Genomic DNA, 15,162 nt, shown 5'->3' on the forward strand with positions numbered 1-15,162 from the left:
TTAATTTCCTCGTGCCGGGTCCTGCCGCGCTTCCTGCATCAGTTCTCGGGCGCCGAGTTCGAACAACTCTGCGGCGACCGATACCCCCAGCTCTCGCGCCCGATCAGCGGACCCGATGCCGGACGCGCGGATCACGTCGGACCCGTCCAGCGCCGCCACGCATCCGCGCAGCGACAGCTCTTCGAAGACGCGGCCGTCCTCATCGATGGACTCGACCACCTCGGCGATCGCGCCCACCGGTGCGGAGCAACCCGCCTCCAGTTCGGCCAGCAGGGCTCGCTCCGCGATGACCGACGCGCGCGTGTCGGCGTCGTCCAACTCCGCCAGCACTGCCGCTAACCCGTCACCGGCGCGGCATTCGACGGCGAGCGCGCCCTGAGCCGGTGCTGGCAACATCTGCACCGGCTCTAGCGTCTCGGTGACATCGTCGAGGCGACCGAGCCGGGCCAATCCGGCCCGGGCCACCACGATCGCGTCAAGATCACCACTGCGTACCCTGTTCAACCTGGTATCTAGGTTGCCTCGTAGGGGGCGGATTTCCAAACCGAGACCCAATGCTCTAAGCTGTGCGGCCCTGCGCGGGGACGACGTGCCCACCAGCGAGCCCGCCGGCAACTGCGCGAGCACCAGCCCGTCGCGGGCCACCACCACGTCGCGGGGGTCGTTGCGGGGCGGTATCGCCGCGATGGTGAACCGCGGGTCGTCCGCCGTGGGCAAATCCTTGTGCGAGTGCACCGCGGCATCCACGCGGCCGTCGTTGATGGCCTCGCGCAGCGCGGTGGTGAAGGCGCCGACGCCCAGGGTCTCGATCGGCGCCGACGAGCGGTCGCCTGCGGTGGTGATGATCACCAACTCCGCGGGATGACCGTTGGCGATCAAGGCGTCCCTGACGACGCCGGCCTGGGTGGTGGCCAAGAGACTGCCCCGGGTACCTATCCGGATCACGTTCGCCAATCGGCTACTCGGCGGACGGTTCTTGCGTTCCGACGTCGAATCCCGTTGATATGACGGGTAATTCGCCTGCGGCAACGGCATCGACGGCGGTCTGGTCAAGTTCGAAGAGTTCGCGCAACGCTTCGGCGTAGCTGTCGCCGCCGGGGGCGCTGGCGAGTTGTTTGATCCGCACGGTGGGCGCATGCAGCAGCTTGTCCACCACCCGCCGCACGGTGCGCGCCACCTCCTCGCGGTGGGCGCTCTCCAGGCCGGGCAGCCGGTTGTCCAGGCGCAGCAGCTCCGCCTCCACCACGTCGGCGGCGCGCTGGCGCAATGCGGTCACCGTCGGAGTGACCTCGGCCATTCGCTGCCCCGCCAGGTAGGCGGCGACTTCGGCCGCCACGATGTGGCGCGCGGCGTGGACATCCGAGGCCGCGGCGTGCGCCGACGGCTCGTGCTGCACCCGGTCCACGTCGACCACCCAGACACCGGGCAGACCGGCGACCGCCGGGTCCACATCGCGCGGCATCCCCAGGTCGCAGATCACCAGCGGACGGGCCGACTCGTCGCGGCGCGCGGCGGCCAGCGCGTGGTGCACGTCGGCGAGCGTGACCACCGGGCTCACCGCGCCTGTACAGCTGACCATGACATCGGCATCCGCCACCGCGTCGGCCAAGCGGTCGAGTGACATCGCGTCGGCCTGCACGCCGGACTCGCGGATCTTGCGGGCCAACCGCTGCGCCCGGGACGACGACCGATTCAGGACGTGCACATGCCGGATGCCGGCGCGGGTCAGGTGGGCCGCCGCCAGGGCGCCCATCGCGCCGGCGCCGACCAGCGCGGCGGTCTTGCCTTCCAGGCCGCCCAGCCGGCGTTCGGCCATGTCCAGGGCGACCGAGACCACCGAGGCGCCGGCCGCGTCGATGGCGGTCTCGGAATGCACCCGCTTCCCCACCGACAGCGCCCGCTGGGCCAGCTCGTGCAGCACCCGGCCGACGGTGCGATTGGTTTCCGCGGTGGCGTACGCGCGGCGCACCTGGCCGAGCACCTGCTGCTCACCGACCACCGCGGAGTCCAGACCGCTGGCCACCGCGAACAAGTGCTCGACGGCGGCCTCGCTGTAGCGGACGTACGCGTATTTGGTCAGGTCCCCCATTGACATTCCGGAGTGATCCGACAGCACCTGCCCGATCGCCGCCAACCCGCCGTGGAACGCATCCACCACGGCGTAGACCTCGACGCGGTTGCATGTCGACAGCACCATCGCCTCGGTCACCAGCGGCGACTGCAGCACCCGGTCGACGATCTTGCCCTGATCGGATTCGTCGATGGTGAGTTGTTCCAGGACGGAGACCGGCGCACTGCGGTGCGAAACCCCGAAAAGCAAGACGCTCACGGCAGCATCACCTGGCCAGCTCCCTTGCTTCCTCCAGTAACTGAACTGGGTTCCAAGGTAATCGTTTATCAGGTGGGCTACCAAATAATTGCCCGGCGGCCGGCGGGCTCCGGCGCTCGCGAGACCTCACTGGCCCAGGTCCGCGCGCAGCCGGGCCTCATCTATATCCCAGTAACTGTGCTCGCGGCCGTCGAGCAGGACCACGGGCAGCCGGTCGCCGAACTCGGCCCGCAGCGCCGGACTGCCGGCCGACGCGGCGGCGTCGACATCGGTCGTCGAGAGGTCGAAGCCCAGCTCAACGGCCAGTTCGGTGAGCCGGTCGTGCACGCGTTCGCAGATGGTGCAGCCGGCGCGGGTCAACAGCTCCACCTGCGGCCGGCGGGTCGCTTCGGTCATGGGCACCAGTGTGGCATCGGTGACTTGTGGGGCCATCTACCAGGCGTTATGTTCCGGTTATGGCCGACGACACTGTGCGGGTTGATCCTGTGGTGATGCAGGGCTTTGCCGTCTCGCTTAGCGGTGCGGCCGAGCATCTTTCGGGTCAGCTGGCCCAGCTGGGCGATCAGGTGGGACAGATGTTGGGCGGCTGGCAAGGAGCGTCGGGGACGGCGTATGCCTCGGCGTGGGAGCTTTGGCATCGGGGGGCTCGCGAGGTACAGCTCGGGTTGTCGATGTTGGCGCACCTGGTGGGCCAGGCCGGCGAGGGCTACCAGGCCAACGAGGCCGGGTCCGCCCAGGCGGAGCGGGCGGTGCGCGGTGGCTGAGGCGTTTCGGGTGGACCCTCAAGCGTTGGCCGATGCGGTGCAGCGGATGGCGGCGTTTCAGCGCTACGCCGAGGACATGATCACCGAAATCGATTCTCGGGTAACGCGTTTGCACACGGCCTGGACGGGTCAAGCTGCTGCGGCTCATGCCGAGGCGCATCAGCACTGGGTGCGCGGCGAGGCGATGATGCGCGAGGCGCTGGCGCAATTGAAGAAGGCCGCCGCGACCGCGCACGGCAACTACACGGGCGCGATATCGACGAATCTGGGCATGTGGTCGTGAGCTGAGGGCGCCGGGCGACTTTCGCTCAGCCTACGAGCGTGAAGCTGGCGTGACACTCGACAGCGCGGGGTATCGAGGATCGGACGTGAGCGCACCGGGCATGCACAGCCCTCCCCCACGCCTGCCGGATAGGGTTGGTGTCGGGACCCACTGGGTCGCCGGGCAACACAGCGATCTAGGAGGTTTGGCGATGACTTCCTCTGACCCGGTCAACGGAGACGTCAGTCACGTTGACTTGGAGTCGCTGGCCGCCGACGCCAGCGCCGCCCGCGCGCTGGAAGGCCTACAGGCGGACACCGCCGCCGCCGAGGACCGCCCGCAGCCGCCGATCGACCTGACCGCGGCCGCCTTCTTCGACGTGGACAACACGCTGGTGCAGGGCTCCTCGGCGGTGCACTTCGGCCGCGGGCTCGCGGCGCGCAACTACTTCACGTATCGCGATGTGCTCGGCTTCATCTATGCCCAGGCCAAATTCCAGGTCCTCGGCAAGGAGAACAGCAACGACGTCGCCGCCGGCCGGCGCAAAGCCCTCACCTTCATCGAGGGCCGATCGGTCGAACAGCTGGTGGCCCTGGGCGAGGAGATTTACGACGAGATCATCGCCGACAAGATCTGGCCGGGCACCCGCGAGCTCACGCAGATGCACCTCGACGCCGGCCAGCAGGTCTGGCTCATCACCGCCACCCCCTACGAACTCGCGGCGACCATCGCACGCCGGCTCGGCCTCACCGGCGCCCTGGGCACCGTCGCCGAGTCGGTCGACGGCGTATTCACCGGCCGCCTCGTCGGCGACATCCTGCACGGCACCGGCAAGGCCCACGCGGTGCGTTCGCTCGCGATCCGGGAGGGTCTCAACCTCAAACGCTGCACCGCCTATTCCGACAGCTTCAACGACGTGCCCATGCTGTCGCTGGTGGGCACCGCCGTCGCCATCAATCCCGACGCCCGGCTGCGCACCCTGGCCCGCGAACGCGGCTGGGAGATCCGCGACTTTCGCACGGCCCGCAAGGCCGCCCGGATCGGGGTGCCGTCAGCTTTGGCGCTGGGGGCGGCCGGCGGCGCACTGGCCGCTGTGGCGTCCCGGCGGCAATCGCGCTGATAGGCTGCGCCGCTGAGACCTATTCGAGCGGAGAGCGACAGCGGCATGACGACCCCCAAAGAAGCCGAAGGACTCATCGGCAGCCACTACCGGGCACCGGATTACTTCCTTGTCGGACGCGAGAAAATCCGGGAGTTCGCGCTCGCGATCAAGGACGACCATCCGACGCACTACAGCGAGGCCGAGGCCGCCGCCGCGGGATATGACTCGCTGGTGGCTCCGCTGACGTTCCTCGCTATCGCCGGACGGCGCGTGCAGCTGGAGATCTTCACCAAGTTCAGCATCCCGATTAATATCGCCCGGGTGATCCACCGCGATCAGAAATTCAAATTCTACCGGCCTATTGTGGCGGGCGATAAACTGTACTTCGACACCTATCTAGACTCGGTGATCCAATCCCATGGCACCGTGCTCGCTGAGATCCGCAGCGAAGTGACCGATGTCGATGGGAACCCGCTTATCACCAGCGTCGTCACGATGCTGGGGGAAGCATCAACCGAAGCCGACACTGAAGCAACGGTGGCCGCAATTGCATCCATATCAGCCGGAAAGTAGGTTCGATTCAATGACGTCACAGGGGGAAACGGGTAGCACCCGGCTGAAGCCGCCGGTCGAGGCGGTCCGATCCCATTACGACAAGTCGAACGAATTCTTCAAGCTTTGGCTTGACCCGTCGATGACCTACAGCTGCGGTTACTTTGACGAGAAGCCGGACCCGCAGCATCTGACCAAGACGCTGGAAGAGGCGCAGTACGCGAAGCGCAAGCTCGCCCTGGACAAGCTCAACCTCGAGCCCGGCATGACGCTGCTCGACATCGGCAGCGGCTGGGGCTCGACCATGCGGCACGCGGTGCAGGAGTACGACGTCAACGTCATCGGCCTGACGCTCAGCGAGAACCAGTACGCCCACTGTGTGGCTGAGTTCGACAAAATGGACAGCCCCCGCCGTAAAGAGGTGCGAATCCAGGGCTGGGAGGAATTCCCCGACGAACCGATCGACCGCATCGTGTCGCTGGGCGCGTTCGAGCACTTTGCCGACGGAGCGGGCGATGCCGGATACGAGCGTTACGGCGTCTTCTTCAAGAAGTTCTACAACTTGCTGCCCGACGACGGCCGGATGCTGCTGCACAGCATCGTGGTGCCCACCGCCGAGGAGGGCAAGGAAATGGGGCTGAAGACGACGATGACCCTTTTGCGGTTCATCAGCTTCATCCTGAAGGAGATCTACCCGGGCGGTAGGTTGCCTCAGGTCGAACAGGTCGACAGGTACTCGACCGAGGCCGGTTTCAAGATCGAGCGCCATCACTTCATCGGCAAGAACTACGTTCCGACGTTGACGGCCTGGGCGGATGCGCTCGAGGCACACAAGGACGAGGCGATCGCCCTGAAGGGGCAGGAGACCTACGACATCTACCTGCACTACCTGCGGGGTTGCTCGGACCTGTTCCGCGACGGCTACACGAACGTCTGCCAGTTCACGCTGGTCAAGTAATTCGCCCGAGGACGCCCCGGAAGCCGTTGCTTCCGGGGCGTTTTCGTGTCAGAAAACGAAGAGCCTCAGCCCAAGAAGATGTTGCGACGGCCGGCGAGCAACCGGTACAGCGTCTGCTGGATGGTCTCGCGCACCTGGTCGGTCAACTCGAAGGTGACCATCGGGTCGTCGGCGTCGGAAGCGGCGTAGTCGTTGGTGTAGATCGGCTCACCGAACGCGATGCGCCACTTCGACGGCAGCGGCACCAGGCCAGCCGGCCCCGCCAGCGGGAACAACGGCGTGATCGGGAAGTAGGGCAGGCCGAACAACCGCGCCAGCAACTTCACGTCGGTCAGCATCGGGTAGATCTCTTCCGAACCGATGATCGAGCACGGGATGATGGGCGCCTTGGTGCGCAGCGCCGCCGTCACGAAGCCCCCGCGGCCGAACCGCTGTAACCGGTAGCGGTCCTCGAAGCGCTTCCCCAACCCCTTGTAACCCTCCGGGAACACGGCGGTCAGCTCGCCGGCGGCGAGCAGCCGGTGCGCGTCCGTCGTACAGGCCATGGTGTGGCCCGCCTTGCGGGCGGCTTCACCCACCACGGGCAGGTCGAACACCATGTCGGCGGCCAGCAACCGCAGGTCCCGCTGCGCGGGATGCTCGTCGTGGACGGCCACCGACAGCATCAGCCCGTCGAACGGCAACACCCCGGCATGATTGGCCACCAACAATGCGGCCCCGTCGCTGGGCAGGTTTTCGACACCGCTGACCTCGACCCGGAACCACGACCGGAAGAAGAACCTCAGCAACGGCCGGACGATCGCGCTGTTGAAGTGCGGATCGAAGCCGAACTCGTCGACGGTGTAGTCACCCATGAGCCGCTGGCGCATGAATCCGGCCACCGCGGCGACGCGTTGAGCCAGTTCGTTGAGCGGCACCTCCGCCGACCCCGCGGCCGCGGCACGCCGGTGCTCATCGATTTCGCGGACGACAGCGGCGATCTGTTCGGCGGACGCCCGACCGTTTGGATCCGATAGCGAGGAAGGATGCTGGCGAGATGACTCCGCGCGTTGATCGGCTCTCCGACGCGCCGCTACCCGACCCCGATTCGTATGCAGTGGAATGACATTCGCTCTGGTTTCACCCGCCACGATACCTACCTGACCCCACCCCATGAAACTGGATTTCGGCTACCCCAGCGCTGAGCTAAAGATATGGCACGACCCTCCAAGGAGAGTACCCGATGCGGGTCGATAATGGGAGTCATGCCGCGGCCGCGGACGTAGTCGTCGAAGGCCTCGGCCGTTGTCCATTTCGGCTGGTAGCCGAGTTCCGAGCGCATCCGGGTGGTGTCCATGACCCGGCCGTAACTCAGGTAGGCAAACTGATCGCGGCTGATCTCGTTGTAGCGATTGGCCCGCCTCAGCGAATCCAGTGCCCAGACGCCAAAACCTGGCACCGGCAACGGAATCCGGCCGGCCCGGCGGATCGCCTGCGACAGCATGATGATCCCGTCGGCGCCGATGTTGAAGGTGCCGGCCTTGCCGGCCATCGCCGCACGCTCCAGCGCGCCCAACGCATCCTGCTCGTGCAGCAACTGCAGTCGTGCGTCGCGGCCGAACATCGTGGGCACCAACGGCCCGGCCAGATACCTCGACAGCGTGGTATCCATCGCCGGTCCGATCATGTTGGCCAGGCGCAGGATCGTCACGGCGATATCGGGCCGGCGCCGTCCCAGTCCGCGGGCGTAGGCCTCGATGTCGAGGCTGTCCTTGGCGAAACCGCCACGCAGCGGCCGACGGCTGGTGCTGTCCTCGGTGAACATCACCGGGTCGTGCGCACTGGACCCGTACACCTCAGACGTCGACTTGAGCACCACGCGGCGCACCGAGGGCGCCTTCTGGCAGGCCGCGAACAGCTGCATCGCGCCCATCACGTTGATTTCCTTCAACGCCGCAGTGCCCCCGGACCGCGGGGCGTACGACGCCGCCGCCGCGTGCACCACCGTGTCGACGTCGCCGTTGCGAATCACCTTGGCTATGAAGGGATTACGGATGTCGGCACGAACGAACTCCGCACGGCCCATCCGGCGCAGCATGTCCTTGCTGGGCGCGATCGCGTCCACCGCGATGACCGTATTGATCATCGGGTTCTGCGCGAGCCGAGCGGTCAGGTAGCCGCCCAGGAACCGGCACGCACCGGTAACCAGCACCACTTTGGGGTAATGCACCGTGTTGCTCGCGGTGTCGCCGGTTCCGGCGCCTTCCCCACTCGACTGATCCACCAAGACAGCCTATCGACCGGAGGAGACCGCAGCACTACGCCGCGGGCGGGCCTTACTTGCCGAGTTTTCTGCGCTGCACCCGGGTGCGGCGCAACAACTTGCGATGCTTCTTCTTCGACATGCGCTTGCGCCGCTTCTTGATTACTGAACCCATGAACTCCGCTATCTGACCCGTGACCTGCTTGGACTCGGACACTTTACCCGGCGGGACGCACCGAACACCAAACCGGCGTCGATGACCGCCGCGTAACCGCGAAGCGCACGACTGGCTGCGCGCGCACCGGGCGCACAGCCAGTTTCAGGTCAGCCCGCGTCGAAGTAAGACGTCTCCAACATGTCGTGCACCGCCTTGGCGTGCACCCGGAAAGACCGCCCAACCCGGACCGCGGGCAGCTCGCCGTTGTGCACCAGCCGGTACACCGTCATCTTCGAGACCCGCATCAGCGCCGCCACCTCGGCGACCGTCAGAAATTGTGTCCTACCCTGCTGGCCCTCGCCGGAACCGGTGTCCCGCTTACCAGCAGAATCTCGCGCCGATGGCCCGTTCGTAGACGTCATCGCAACCCAATCGTGTCAGGCCCGCGCAACGCCAGCGGCTTCCCCTCCGCTGGCACCCACACGGGCATACAAGAGGAGAATAGCGGGACTAATGGGGTTACTGGTACTGGTGGGGGACAATCAGTTCAAAATTCTTGGATTACTCCGATGTAATTCTTAGCTGCTCAGAGCGCGTTTTGGCGGCCTGAACCGCCGCATCGACGGCCGCCCGGAGGCCGCCCCTTTCCAGTTCGCGAAGCCCCGCTGCGGTGGTGCCACCAGGCGAGGTGATGGTCGCCCGCAGCTGCGTTGCCGTGGCGTCCACCCGCAACCCCGGCGCCTCCCCCTCACCCGGTCGCCGCTCCGCGTCCATCCGTTCCAGCAGCATGGCCGCCGATCCGGCCATCGTCTGCGCCGTCAGGTCGGAGGCCACGTCCCGGCTCAGACCCGCGGCGACCCCCGCATCCACCAGGGCCTCGACCATCAAGAAGAAATACGCCGGGCCAGACCCCGATAGCGCGGTCACGGCGTCCATTTGGGCTTCCGGCACGGTCAGCACGCCGCCGACGGAATCGAACAGGGCCGAGACCCCTTCGAGCTGCGGGGCGGTGACGAACCGGCCCTTGGCCAGCGCGGTCACCCCCGCGCCGACCAGCGCCGCCGCGTTCGGCATCGCCCGGATCACCGGCGTCCCGGCCGGGAGCTTCGACTCGAAATACGAGATGCCGATCCCTGCCGCGACGGTGACGAACACCTGCTCAGCGCTGTCGCTCTCGGACGCGCCGGCCACCCGGGCCAGCTCCGCCATCACCGGCTCGACATCGCCGGGCTTCACCGCCACGACGACGAAGGACGCGTTCTCCACCGCATCGGCCACCGAAGTGATCAACACCGAATAGGTGTCCGCGAGATACTGGGCGCGCTCGGCAACCCGTTCGGCCACCACCAGGTCTTTGACCTGCCGGCCCGCGCGCAGCAGACCCGACAGCAGCGCCTCCCCGATGCTGCCGCCACCGATGATCGCGATTCTTGCCATGCCCGACAGCATCGCAGACACCGGCGGCTACCCAGCGGCAGGGACCAACGCCAGTTGGCGGGCTTGCACCACGAGGCGGCCCAGACTGTCGACCACGGTGTGGTCCTCGTCGAACCAGTCATGCCCGATCTCCGTGCACGTCGCGATGATTCGCAGCCACCCGTCGGCGGGCAGGCCGCGCAGGAAGGCGGTCAGCTGGACGGTGGGAGCCCAGCCGGTGCGCTCCACGGCGAAGGTCACCGGCGCCGACAGATCCCCGCACATGAGCGCGAACAGCGCGTCCGGAGCCACGCCCCGGGGGCGCGCCCACATCTGGATCACCGGCGGGCCCCCGCCGGCGGACGGCCCAAGGGTCGATAGCACCGGGCGCACGTCGCAGCCTTCACCCAGGTGCACCAGGCCGGCCAGCGGGTGGCCGGGACCGATCGGCGCGACGTCGTCCGGGGGCTCGGGCGCCATCAGGTCCACCACCGGGTTGGCCGACAGCAGCGGCTTGGCTACCCCTTCCGAGCCGTCCGGATGCCAATGCTCCGGCTCGCCGAGGTTGACCACGGCATGCACCGCGGTGCGGTCGCCCTGGGTCAGCTCGACGTCGGCGACGCTGATCCGGCGGCCGCGCTTGCGGATCGACGTCACCAGCCGCATCGGCCCCGGATCGGGGGCCCACAGGAAGCTCGCCGACACCGCGACGGGTTGCTGGACCGGTTCGACGCCGGCCGACGATCCGCCGCAGGCGGTGCGGGCCGCTTTGGCGCAGAGCGCCAGCATCGCGCCCCCGTGCACCTTGGGACCGATGGTCCAGTGCTTGTTGAGCTCGCCCTCGAAGACGCCCGGATCAACCTCCCGCAATGTCATTGCCGTGGTGAATAACGCGTTCATGGTCTCCTGGATTGTCAGCGCAGCAGGTGCGTGCGGGCGAACTCCAACGATTCGGCGAGCATGCTTTCGCGCTCATTGGCTGAACGCGCGCTGGACGTGGACACCTCCAGGATGACGTGGCCGGCGAAGTGGCTGCAGGCCAACATCTGGCATACCTCGGCGGTGGGCTGCGTGCCGCGTCCGGGCACCAGGTGCTCGTCGGCGGGCAGGCCGCTGCCGTCGCACAGGTGCAGGTGGACCAACCCGCTTCCCATCCGCTGCGCCATGTCCAGCGAGTCGCTGCCCGCTGTCGAGGTATGGGACAGGTCCAGCGTGTAGTGCGCGTGATCGCCGTCCAACGGGTCGTAAGAGGGCGCGAACGCCGATATCGCCGGGCCCGGGCCGCCGCCACGCCGGCGCATCCGCTCCCGCGATTGGCCGAGCCCGAAGAACCGGTCCGCGCGGAACGGGAACATGTTTTCCACCGCGACCATCACGTCGCTCGATGCTTCCAGCGCGGCGACCTGGTCGCTGAATCCCTCGGCGTAGCGACGCTGCCAGCGAAACGGCGGGTGCACGACGACGGTCTGCGCGCCGAGTTGTTCGGCGGCCCGCACACTGCGGTCCAGCTTGGGGATCGGGTTGGCGCCCCACACCCGTTGGGAGATCAGCAGGCAGGGCGCGTGCACGGACAACACCGGTACGCGATAGCGCCGGGACAGTTTCTGGACAGCGTCGATGTCCTGACTGACCGTCTCGGCCCACACCATCAGCTCGACCCCGTCGTAGCCGAGCCGGGCCGCGTACTCGAACGCGGCCTCGGCCCGCAATGGGTACACCGAAGCCGTTGAAAGTCCGACTTTGATAGCTGGGCGCAACGGTCCGTGGGGTTTCCTGGTCCGCCTAGCCCGACTGCAACGACAGCGCCAGGGGACCCAGGGTGATCAGGGCCCCCACCGCGACCGCGATCAACGTGCTGGCGATGTCCTCGGTCTTGCGCACCACCCGAACGCCGACCACCAGGCCAAGGATCACCAGGACCGAGAGCACCAACGCCACGATGCTGTTCCAGCGCCAGAGTTGGTCGAAGGCGACGAACAATCCCGCACCGAACGCGACCGCCAGAATCGACTGGAATACGACCAGGCTGCCGCGCCACAGCGCCTCGAGTCTGCCCGGCGCTGTGTGGACGTCGGCGGCCGCGTCCGCCCGCTCGGTCTCGAGATCGAGGTGGTCTTCCTCGCCCGGCAGCAGTCCGGTGGCCAGCGGGTCCGCGTCCTCCTCGACCTCGTCGGTCTCGGTCTGCAGGTAGGAACGCACGTACGCGGAATCCTCCAGCGCGGGTTCGGCTTCGCGAACCTCCGAATCCATCACGTCCACCGGGAGATCGCTGTAATGGTCCAGCGGGTCGGGATTCATGCCCTCGGCACCGGATCGCCAGGTGCCACTGGTCTCCCCCGCCTCGACATGGCTCAGGGGGCGGGGGTAAGCGCTGCGCTCGGGCCCCATCGCCTTCTTGGGCTGCGATGGCGACTTGGGCCAGCGCGGCTCCGGCTGCGACCAGTACGAGGGGGCGGGCTTGTCTTCGACTTGCCGCTCGGGCGGGGCCTGCTCGGCGACGGGTTCGGCGCTCGGCTGTTCGGCCGTGCGGGGGTCCTCGTCGTCGTCACGGATGACGGGAATCTCGCCGGTCAGCTCGGCGACGGTCACCGCATCGCTGTCGCCGCGCCGGCGGCGTCTGCGCCGCGTCACTGCGGGCGCACCGATGGTTCCATTCCTGGCCAGAAGTTCGGCCACCGAGATGGGCCGAGTGCCGGGGCTCTCGGTCTCGGAGTGTGGTCCGGTCATGCTTTGTCGCCTCTCGATCGGTTGCCGTCCCGATCACCTGCCTGGCCTCCAGCATCGCGCACGGATCGCTTCATGAGGGGCGTTCCGTCGGCTTCGCTGTCGAGTTTGCGCAAGATGAGACCTTCCCGTAACGCCCACGGGCAGATATCCACCGATTCAATCGACAGCGCTCGCATACTCGCCTCCGCCACCAGCGCACCCGCCACGATCTGCGGCGCCCGCTCGGCGCTCACCCCTTCCAGTTCTGCCCGGTCGGCGGTCGTCATCCTAGAGATGAAAGATATGAGTTGCCTGAGGCCGTTTGCTGTGAGCGTCCTCTTCGCCCGCGGCCCGGCCGCCGACGGCGCCGCGCCGGTGAGCCTTGCCAGCGAGCGAAACGTCTTCGACGTCGCCACCGCCAGGTCGGGCCCGCCGGCTTCCAGCACGGTCACGGCGGCATCGGCGATCTCGGCGTCCAGCCAGTCCCGCAGCATCCCCACCCGCCGCCTGCCGGGTGGATCGTCGGGCAGCCACTCACGGGTCAATCGGCCGGCGCCCAGCGGCAGCGACAGGGCGACCTCGGGCTCCTCGTCCACGCCGCTGGACATCTCCAGCGAGCCGCCGCCGATGTCGAGGTTGATGATCCGGCCCGCGCTCCACCCGTACCACCGGCGCACGGCCAGGAAGGTCAGCCGCGACTCGTCGACCCCGCTCAGTGCCTCCAGCTCGACACCGGTCTCTTTGCGGACGCGGGTGAGCACGTCGTCGGAGTTCACCGCGTCACGCAGCGCGGACGTGGCAAAGGCCATCAGCTCGGCGCAGCCCGAGCTGTCCGCGATCTTGGCGAACTCGTCGATCGTGGAGATCAGCTTCTCGGCGCCGCGCTTGGTGATCTTGCCGGAGCTGTCGATCGACTCCGCCAGACGCAGCGTGGCCTTCGTCGAACTCATGGGCGTGGGATGCCCGCCACGGTGCGCATCAACCACCAGGAGGTGAACCGTGTTGCTGCCCACGTCGAGCACGCCCAATCGCACGAAAAACAACCTAGTCGGATAGGGGTGGGTCTCGCGTTGCGGCCCGCTGTGGGCGTTGCCGATCTTGCGCCGTCGGGCCCCGAGTGTCAGCGGGTCGAAGAGCCGGAATCGTCGTCTAACGTGGACCCGTGGCGAATTCCTACCCGGAGCCGGGACACGAGGTCGAACTGGACTTCGCCCGTGAGTGGGTGGAGTTCTACGACCCGGACAATCCCGAGCACCTGATCGCGGCCGACCTGACGTGGTTGCTATCCCGCTGGACGTGCGTGTTCGGCACGCCCGCCTGCCACGGCACGGTGGCCGGCCGCCCGGATGACGGATGCTGCTCGCACGGGGCGTTCTTATCCGACGACGACGACCGCGCCCGGCTGGACGACGCGGTGAAGCACCTGACCGACCAAGACTGGCAGTTCCGCGAAAAGGGCTTGGGCCGCAAGGGGTATTTGGAGCTCGACGAGCACGACGGGCAACCCCAGTACCGCACCCGCAAGCACAAGGACGCCTGCATCTTCTTGAACCGGCCCGGCTTTCCCGCCGGCGTCGGATGCGCCCTGCACAGCAAGGCCCTCAAGCTGGGCGTCGCGCCACTGACCATGAAGCCCGACGTCTGCTGGCAGTTGCCGATCCGGCGCAGCCAGGAGTGGGTGACGCGGCCCGACGGCACCGAGATCCTCAAAACCACTGTCACCGAATACGATCGGCGCGGCTGGGGCTCCGGGGGTGCCGACCTGCACTGGTATTGCACCGGCGACCCCGGCGCCCATGTCGGCGCCAAGCAGGTGTGGGAGAGCATGGCCGACGAGCTCACCGAGCTGCTCGGCGCCAAGGCCTACGCGGAACTCGCGGCGATGTGCAAGCGCCGCAGCAAGTTGGGACTCATCGCGGTGCACCCGGCCACCCGCCTCGCCGAATAACCCCTAGATCACTTGAGTCTTGTTGTACGACAAGACCATTCGTTGTGCGCTAGCGCGCAGGTACTCCTCGACGGCGGCCGCGGCCGCGGGCTCGTCGCCCGCCAGCACGGCGTCGGTGATCGCACTCAGGCCGGCCACCACGGGCGCGGCGTCGTCATAAGCGGCGGTGAGTTCGTGCTCCCGGCCGCCGAAGGCGTGCTCGACCCAGCGATAGAGCAACACCAGTGCGCGGTTGCGGCTGTGATGGATGAGCACCCGGAAGTAGGCGAGGTCGGCGGCCTGGCGCGCCGGTGCGCTATCGGCCTCCCGGACCGCGGCCAACGCGGCGCGCAGAGCCTCGGCATCCTCGGGGGCGCCACGCCGCGCGGCCGACCGGCCGATCAACGGGCCCAGGGCGGCCCGGATCTCGAACAGATCCATCAGAAAGTCGGGCCCCAGTTTGCGGACCAGCGCCTCGACCACCGCGGGATGGGTCAGCGCCTGCGGGTCCGCGACCACGTTGCCGCTGCCGTGCCGGGCCTCGATCAGACCCATCTGCTGCAGCCGGGCCAGACCCTGCCGCAGCGATGTGCGGTTGACACCGAGCTGTTCGGCCAGGTCGCGCTCGGGCGGCAGGGCCGAACCCGGCGGAAACGCGCCGTCGAGGATGGCGTCGGCGATCGACGCGGCGATCTGTTCATCGACGCGTTGGCGGTCGAGCGGACGCAGCGGACTTGACTGGTTCAT

Annotated in this window: 18 protein-coding genes and 1 pseudogene; 6 read left to right on the forward strand and 13 right to left on the reverse strand. The window is 67.6% G+C overall.

Features of this window, described 5'->3' with window-relative positions:
• The 3 genes and pseudogenes from hemC to AWC17_RS28250 all read right to left on the reverse strand — a co-directional run bounded on the left by hemC (position 1) and on the right by AWC17_RS28250 (position 2,725).
• The gene (hemC, locus tag AWC17_RS28240; RefSeq protein WP_046185631.1) at positions 1 to 945 is read right to left on the reverse strand and encodes a hydroxymethylbilane synthase; all 945 of its coding nucleotides are present in this window, start codon (positions 943 to 945) and stop codon (positions 1 to 3) included.
• A gap of 13 nt (positions 946 to 958) precedes the next feature.
• Complete coding sequence (locus tag AWC17_RS28245; RefSeq protein WP_047322676.1) at positions 959 to 2,329, reverse strand: glutamyl-tRNA reductase; 1,371 nt, start codon at positions 2,327 to 2,329, stop codon at positions 959 to 961.
• Positions 2,330 to 2,336: 7 nt separating this feature from the next.
• Positions 2,337 to 2,725: pseudogene (locus AWC17_RS28250) on the reverse strand (glutaredoxin family protein).
• A 59-nt stretch (positions 2,726 to 2,784) separates the two neighbouring features.
• Here AWC17_RS28250 and AWC17_RS28255 point away from each other — a divergent pair.
• The 5 genes from AWC17_RS28255 (at position 2,785) to cmaA2 (ending at position 5,967) form a co-directional block, all read left to right on the forward strand.
• Positions 2,785 to 3,093, forward strand: coding sequence for a WXG100 family type VII secretion target (locus AWC17_RS28255; RefSeq protein ID WP_046186722.1), 309 nt, complete (start codon positions 2,785 to 2,787; stop codon positions 3,091 to 3,093).
• On the forward strand, positions 3,086 to 3,376 hold the full coding sequence (locus AWC17_RS28260) for a WXG100 family type VII secretion target (protein ID WP_046186723.1): 291 nt from the start codon (positions 3,086 to 3,088) through the stop codon (positions 3,374 to 3,376). The genes AWC17_RS28255 and AWC17_RS28260 overlap by 8 nt, the downstream gene beginning before the upstream one ends.
• Positions 3,377 to 3,566: 190 nt before the next feature.
• Positions 3,567 to 4,475 carry an HAD family hydrolase gene (locus AWC17_RS28265; RefSeq protein ID WP_046186724.1) on the forward strand — a complete coding sequence of 303 codons (909 nt, stop codon included), beginning with the start codon at positions 3,567 to 3,569 and terminating at the stop codon, positions 4,473 to 4,475.
• 45 nt (positions 4,476 to 4,520) lie between these two features.
• Positions 4,521 to 5,030 (forward strand): FAS1-like dehydratase domain-containing protein, encoded by a 510-nt coding sequence (locus AWC17_RS28270; RefSeq protein ID WP_046186725.1) that lies wholly within the window; start codon positions 4,521 to 4,523, stop codon positions 5,028 to 5,030.
• Between the two features lie 10 nt (positions 5,031 to 5,040).
• On the forward strand, positions 5,041 to 5,967 hold the full coding sequence (gene cmaA2 / locus AWC17_RS28275; RefSeq protein WP_046186726.1) for a cyclopropane mycolic acid synthase CmaA2: 927 nt from the start codon (positions 5,041 to 5,043) through the stop codon (positions 5,965 to 5,967).
• Between the two features lie 65 nt (positions 5,968 to 6,032).
• Here cmaA2 and AWC17_RS28280 read toward each other — a convergent pair whose 3' ends face one another.
• The 9 genes from AWC17_RS28280 to AWC17_RS28320 all read right to left on the reverse strand — a co-directional run bounded on the left by AWC17_RS28280 (position 6,033) and on the right by AWC17_RS28320 (position 13,522).
• Positions 6,033 to 7,121, reverse strand: coding sequence for a lysophospholipid acyltransferase family protein (locus AWC17_RS28280; RefSeq protein ID WP_141224830.1), 1,089 nt, complete (start codon positions 7,119 to 7,121; stop codon positions 6,033 to 6,035).
• Positions 7,103 to 8,230 (reverse strand): SDR family oxidoreductase, encoded by a 1,128-nt coding sequence (locus tag AWC17_RS28285; protein ID WP_046185671.1) that lies wholly within the window; start codon positions 8,228 to 8,230, stop codon positions 7,103 to 7,105. Before AWC17_RS28285 ends, AWC17_RS28280 begins: the two co-directional genes overlap by 19 nt.
• A 52-nt stretch (positions 8,231 to 8,282) precedes the next feature.
• Positions 8,283 to 8,384 (reverse strand): 30S ribosomal protein bS22, encoded by a 102-nt coding sequence (locus AWC17_RS28290; RefSeq protein WP_003402602.1) that lies wholly within the window; start codon positions 8,382 to 8,384, stop codon positions 8,283 to 8,285.
• A gap of 149 nt (positions 8,385 to 8,533) precedes the next feature.
• Positions 8,534 to 8,788, reverse strand: a complete 255-nt coding sequence (locus AWC17_RS28295; RefSeq protein ID WP_046185670.1) for a cell division/environmental response transcriptional regulator — start codon at positions 8,786 to 8,788, stop codon at positions 8,534 to 8,536.
• Positions 8,789 to 8,927: 139 nt separating this feature from the next.
• A complete protein-coding gene (gene proC, locus AWC17_RS28300; protein ID WP_197083476.1) occupies positions 8,928 to 9,803 on the reverse strand; it encodes a pyrroline-5-carboxylate reductase in 876 nt (291 codons plus the stop codon).
• A 27-nt stretch (positions 9,804 to 9,830) separates the two neighbouring features.
• Positions 9,831 to 10,682: a thioesterase family protein gene (locus AWC17_RS28305; RefSeq protein WP_046185668.1), complete on the reverse strand. Its 852-nt coding sequence runs from the start codon at positions 10,680 to 10,682 to the stop codon at positions 9,831 to 9,833.
• 14 nt (positions 10,683 to 10,696) lie between these two features.
• A complete protein-coding gene (locus AWC17_RS28310) occupies positions 10,697 to 11,539 on the reverse strand; it encodes a sugar phosphate isomerase/epimerase family protein (RefSeq protein WP_046185667.1) in 843 nt (280 codons plus the stop codon).
• 25 nt (positions 11,540 to 11,564) lie between these two features.
• Positions 11,565 to 12,509, reverse strand: coding sequence for a hypothetical protein (locus AWC17_RS28315; RefSeq protein WP_046185666.1), 945 nt, complete (start codon positions 12,507 to 12,509; stop codon positions 11,565 to 11,567).
• On the reverse strand, positions 12,506 to 13,522 hold the full coding sequence (locus tag AWC17_RS28320) for a Ppx/GppA family phosphatase (RefSeq protein ID WP_046185672.1): 1,017 nt from the start codon (positions 13,520 to 13,522) through the stop codon (positions 12,506 to 12,508). The genes AWC17_RS28315 and AWC17_RS28320 overlap by 4 nt, the downstream gene beginning before the upstream one ends.
• 128 nt (positions 13,523 to 13,650) lie before the next feature.
• Here AWC17_RS28320 and AWC17_RS28325 point away from each other — a divergent pair, with 128 nt between their 5' ends.
• A complete protein-coding gene (locus AWC17_RS28325) occupies positions 13,651 to 14,436 on the forward strand; it encodes a DUF3109 family protein (RefSeq protein ID WP_046185665.1) in 786 nt (261 codons plus the stop codon).
• Positions 14,437 to 14,439: 3 nt separating this feature from the next.
• Here the strand turns inward: AWC17_RS28325 and AWC17_RS28330 are convergent, their stop codons facing one another.
• Positions 14,440 to 15,162, reverse strand: a complete 723-nt coding sequence (locus AWC17_RS28330; RefSeq protein WP_047322679.1) for a FadR/GntR family transcriptional regulator — start codon at positions 15,160 to 15,162, stop codon at positions 14,440 to 14,442.

This window comes from Mycobacterium nebraskense, from assembly GCF_002102255.1.
In the GTDB taxonomy this organism is placed as follows: domain Bacteria; phylum Actinomycetota; class Actinomycetes; order Mycobacteriales; family Mycobacteriaceae; genus Mycobacterium; species Mycobacterium nebraskense.

What these genes read in the sequence shown, in the direction of transcription:
- AWC17_RS28255 (WP_046186722.1), top strand. Translation starts at nt 2,785, where the DNA reads ATGGCCGACGACACTGTGCGGGTTGATCCTGTGGTGATGCAGGGCTTT.
- AWC17_RS28265 (WP_046186724.1), top strand. Translation starts at nt 3,567, where the DNA reads ATGACTTCCTCTGACCCGGTCAACGGAGACGTCAGTCACGTTGACTTG.
- AWC17_RS28270 (WP_046186725.1), top strand. Translation starts at nt 4,521, where the DNA reads ATGACGACCCCCAAAGAAGCCGAAGGACTCATCGGCAGCCACTACCGG.
- cmaA2 (WP_046186726.1), top strand. Translation starts at nt 5,041, where the DNA reads ATGACGTCACAGGGGGAAACGGGTAGCACCCGGCTGAAGCCGCCGGTC.
- AWC17_RS28280 (WP_141224830.1), bottom strand. Translation starts at nt 7,121, where the DNA reads ATGGGGTGGGGTCAGGTAGGTATCGTGGCGGGTGAAACCAGAGCGAAT.
- AWC17_RS28290 (WP_003402602.1), bottom strand. Translation starts at nt 8,384, where the DNA reads ATGGGTTCAGTAATCAAGAAGCGGCGCAAGCGCATGTCGAAGAAGAAG.
- AWC17_RS28295 (WP_046185670.1), bottom strand. Translation starts at nt 8,788, where the DNA reads ATGACGTCTACGAACGGGCCATCGGCGCGAGATTCTGCTGGTAAGCGG.
- proC (WP_197083476.1), bottom strand. Translation starts at nt 9,803, where the DNA reads ATGGCAAGAATCGCGATCATCGGTGGCGGCAGCATCGGGGAGGCGCTG.
- AWC17_RS28305 (WP_046185668.1), bottom strand. Translation starts at nt 10,682, where the DNA reads ATGAACGCGTTATTCACCACGGCAATGACATTGCGGGAGGTTGATCCG.
- AWC17_RS28315 (WP_046185666.1), bottom strand. Translation starts at nt 12,509, where the DNA reads ATGACCGGACCACACTCCGAGACCGAGAGCCCCGGCACTCGGCCCATC.
- AWC17_RS28330 (WP_047322679.1), bottom strand. Translation starts at nt 15,162, where the DNA reads ATGAACCAGTCAAGTCCGCTGCGTCCGCTCGACCGCCAACGCGTCGAT.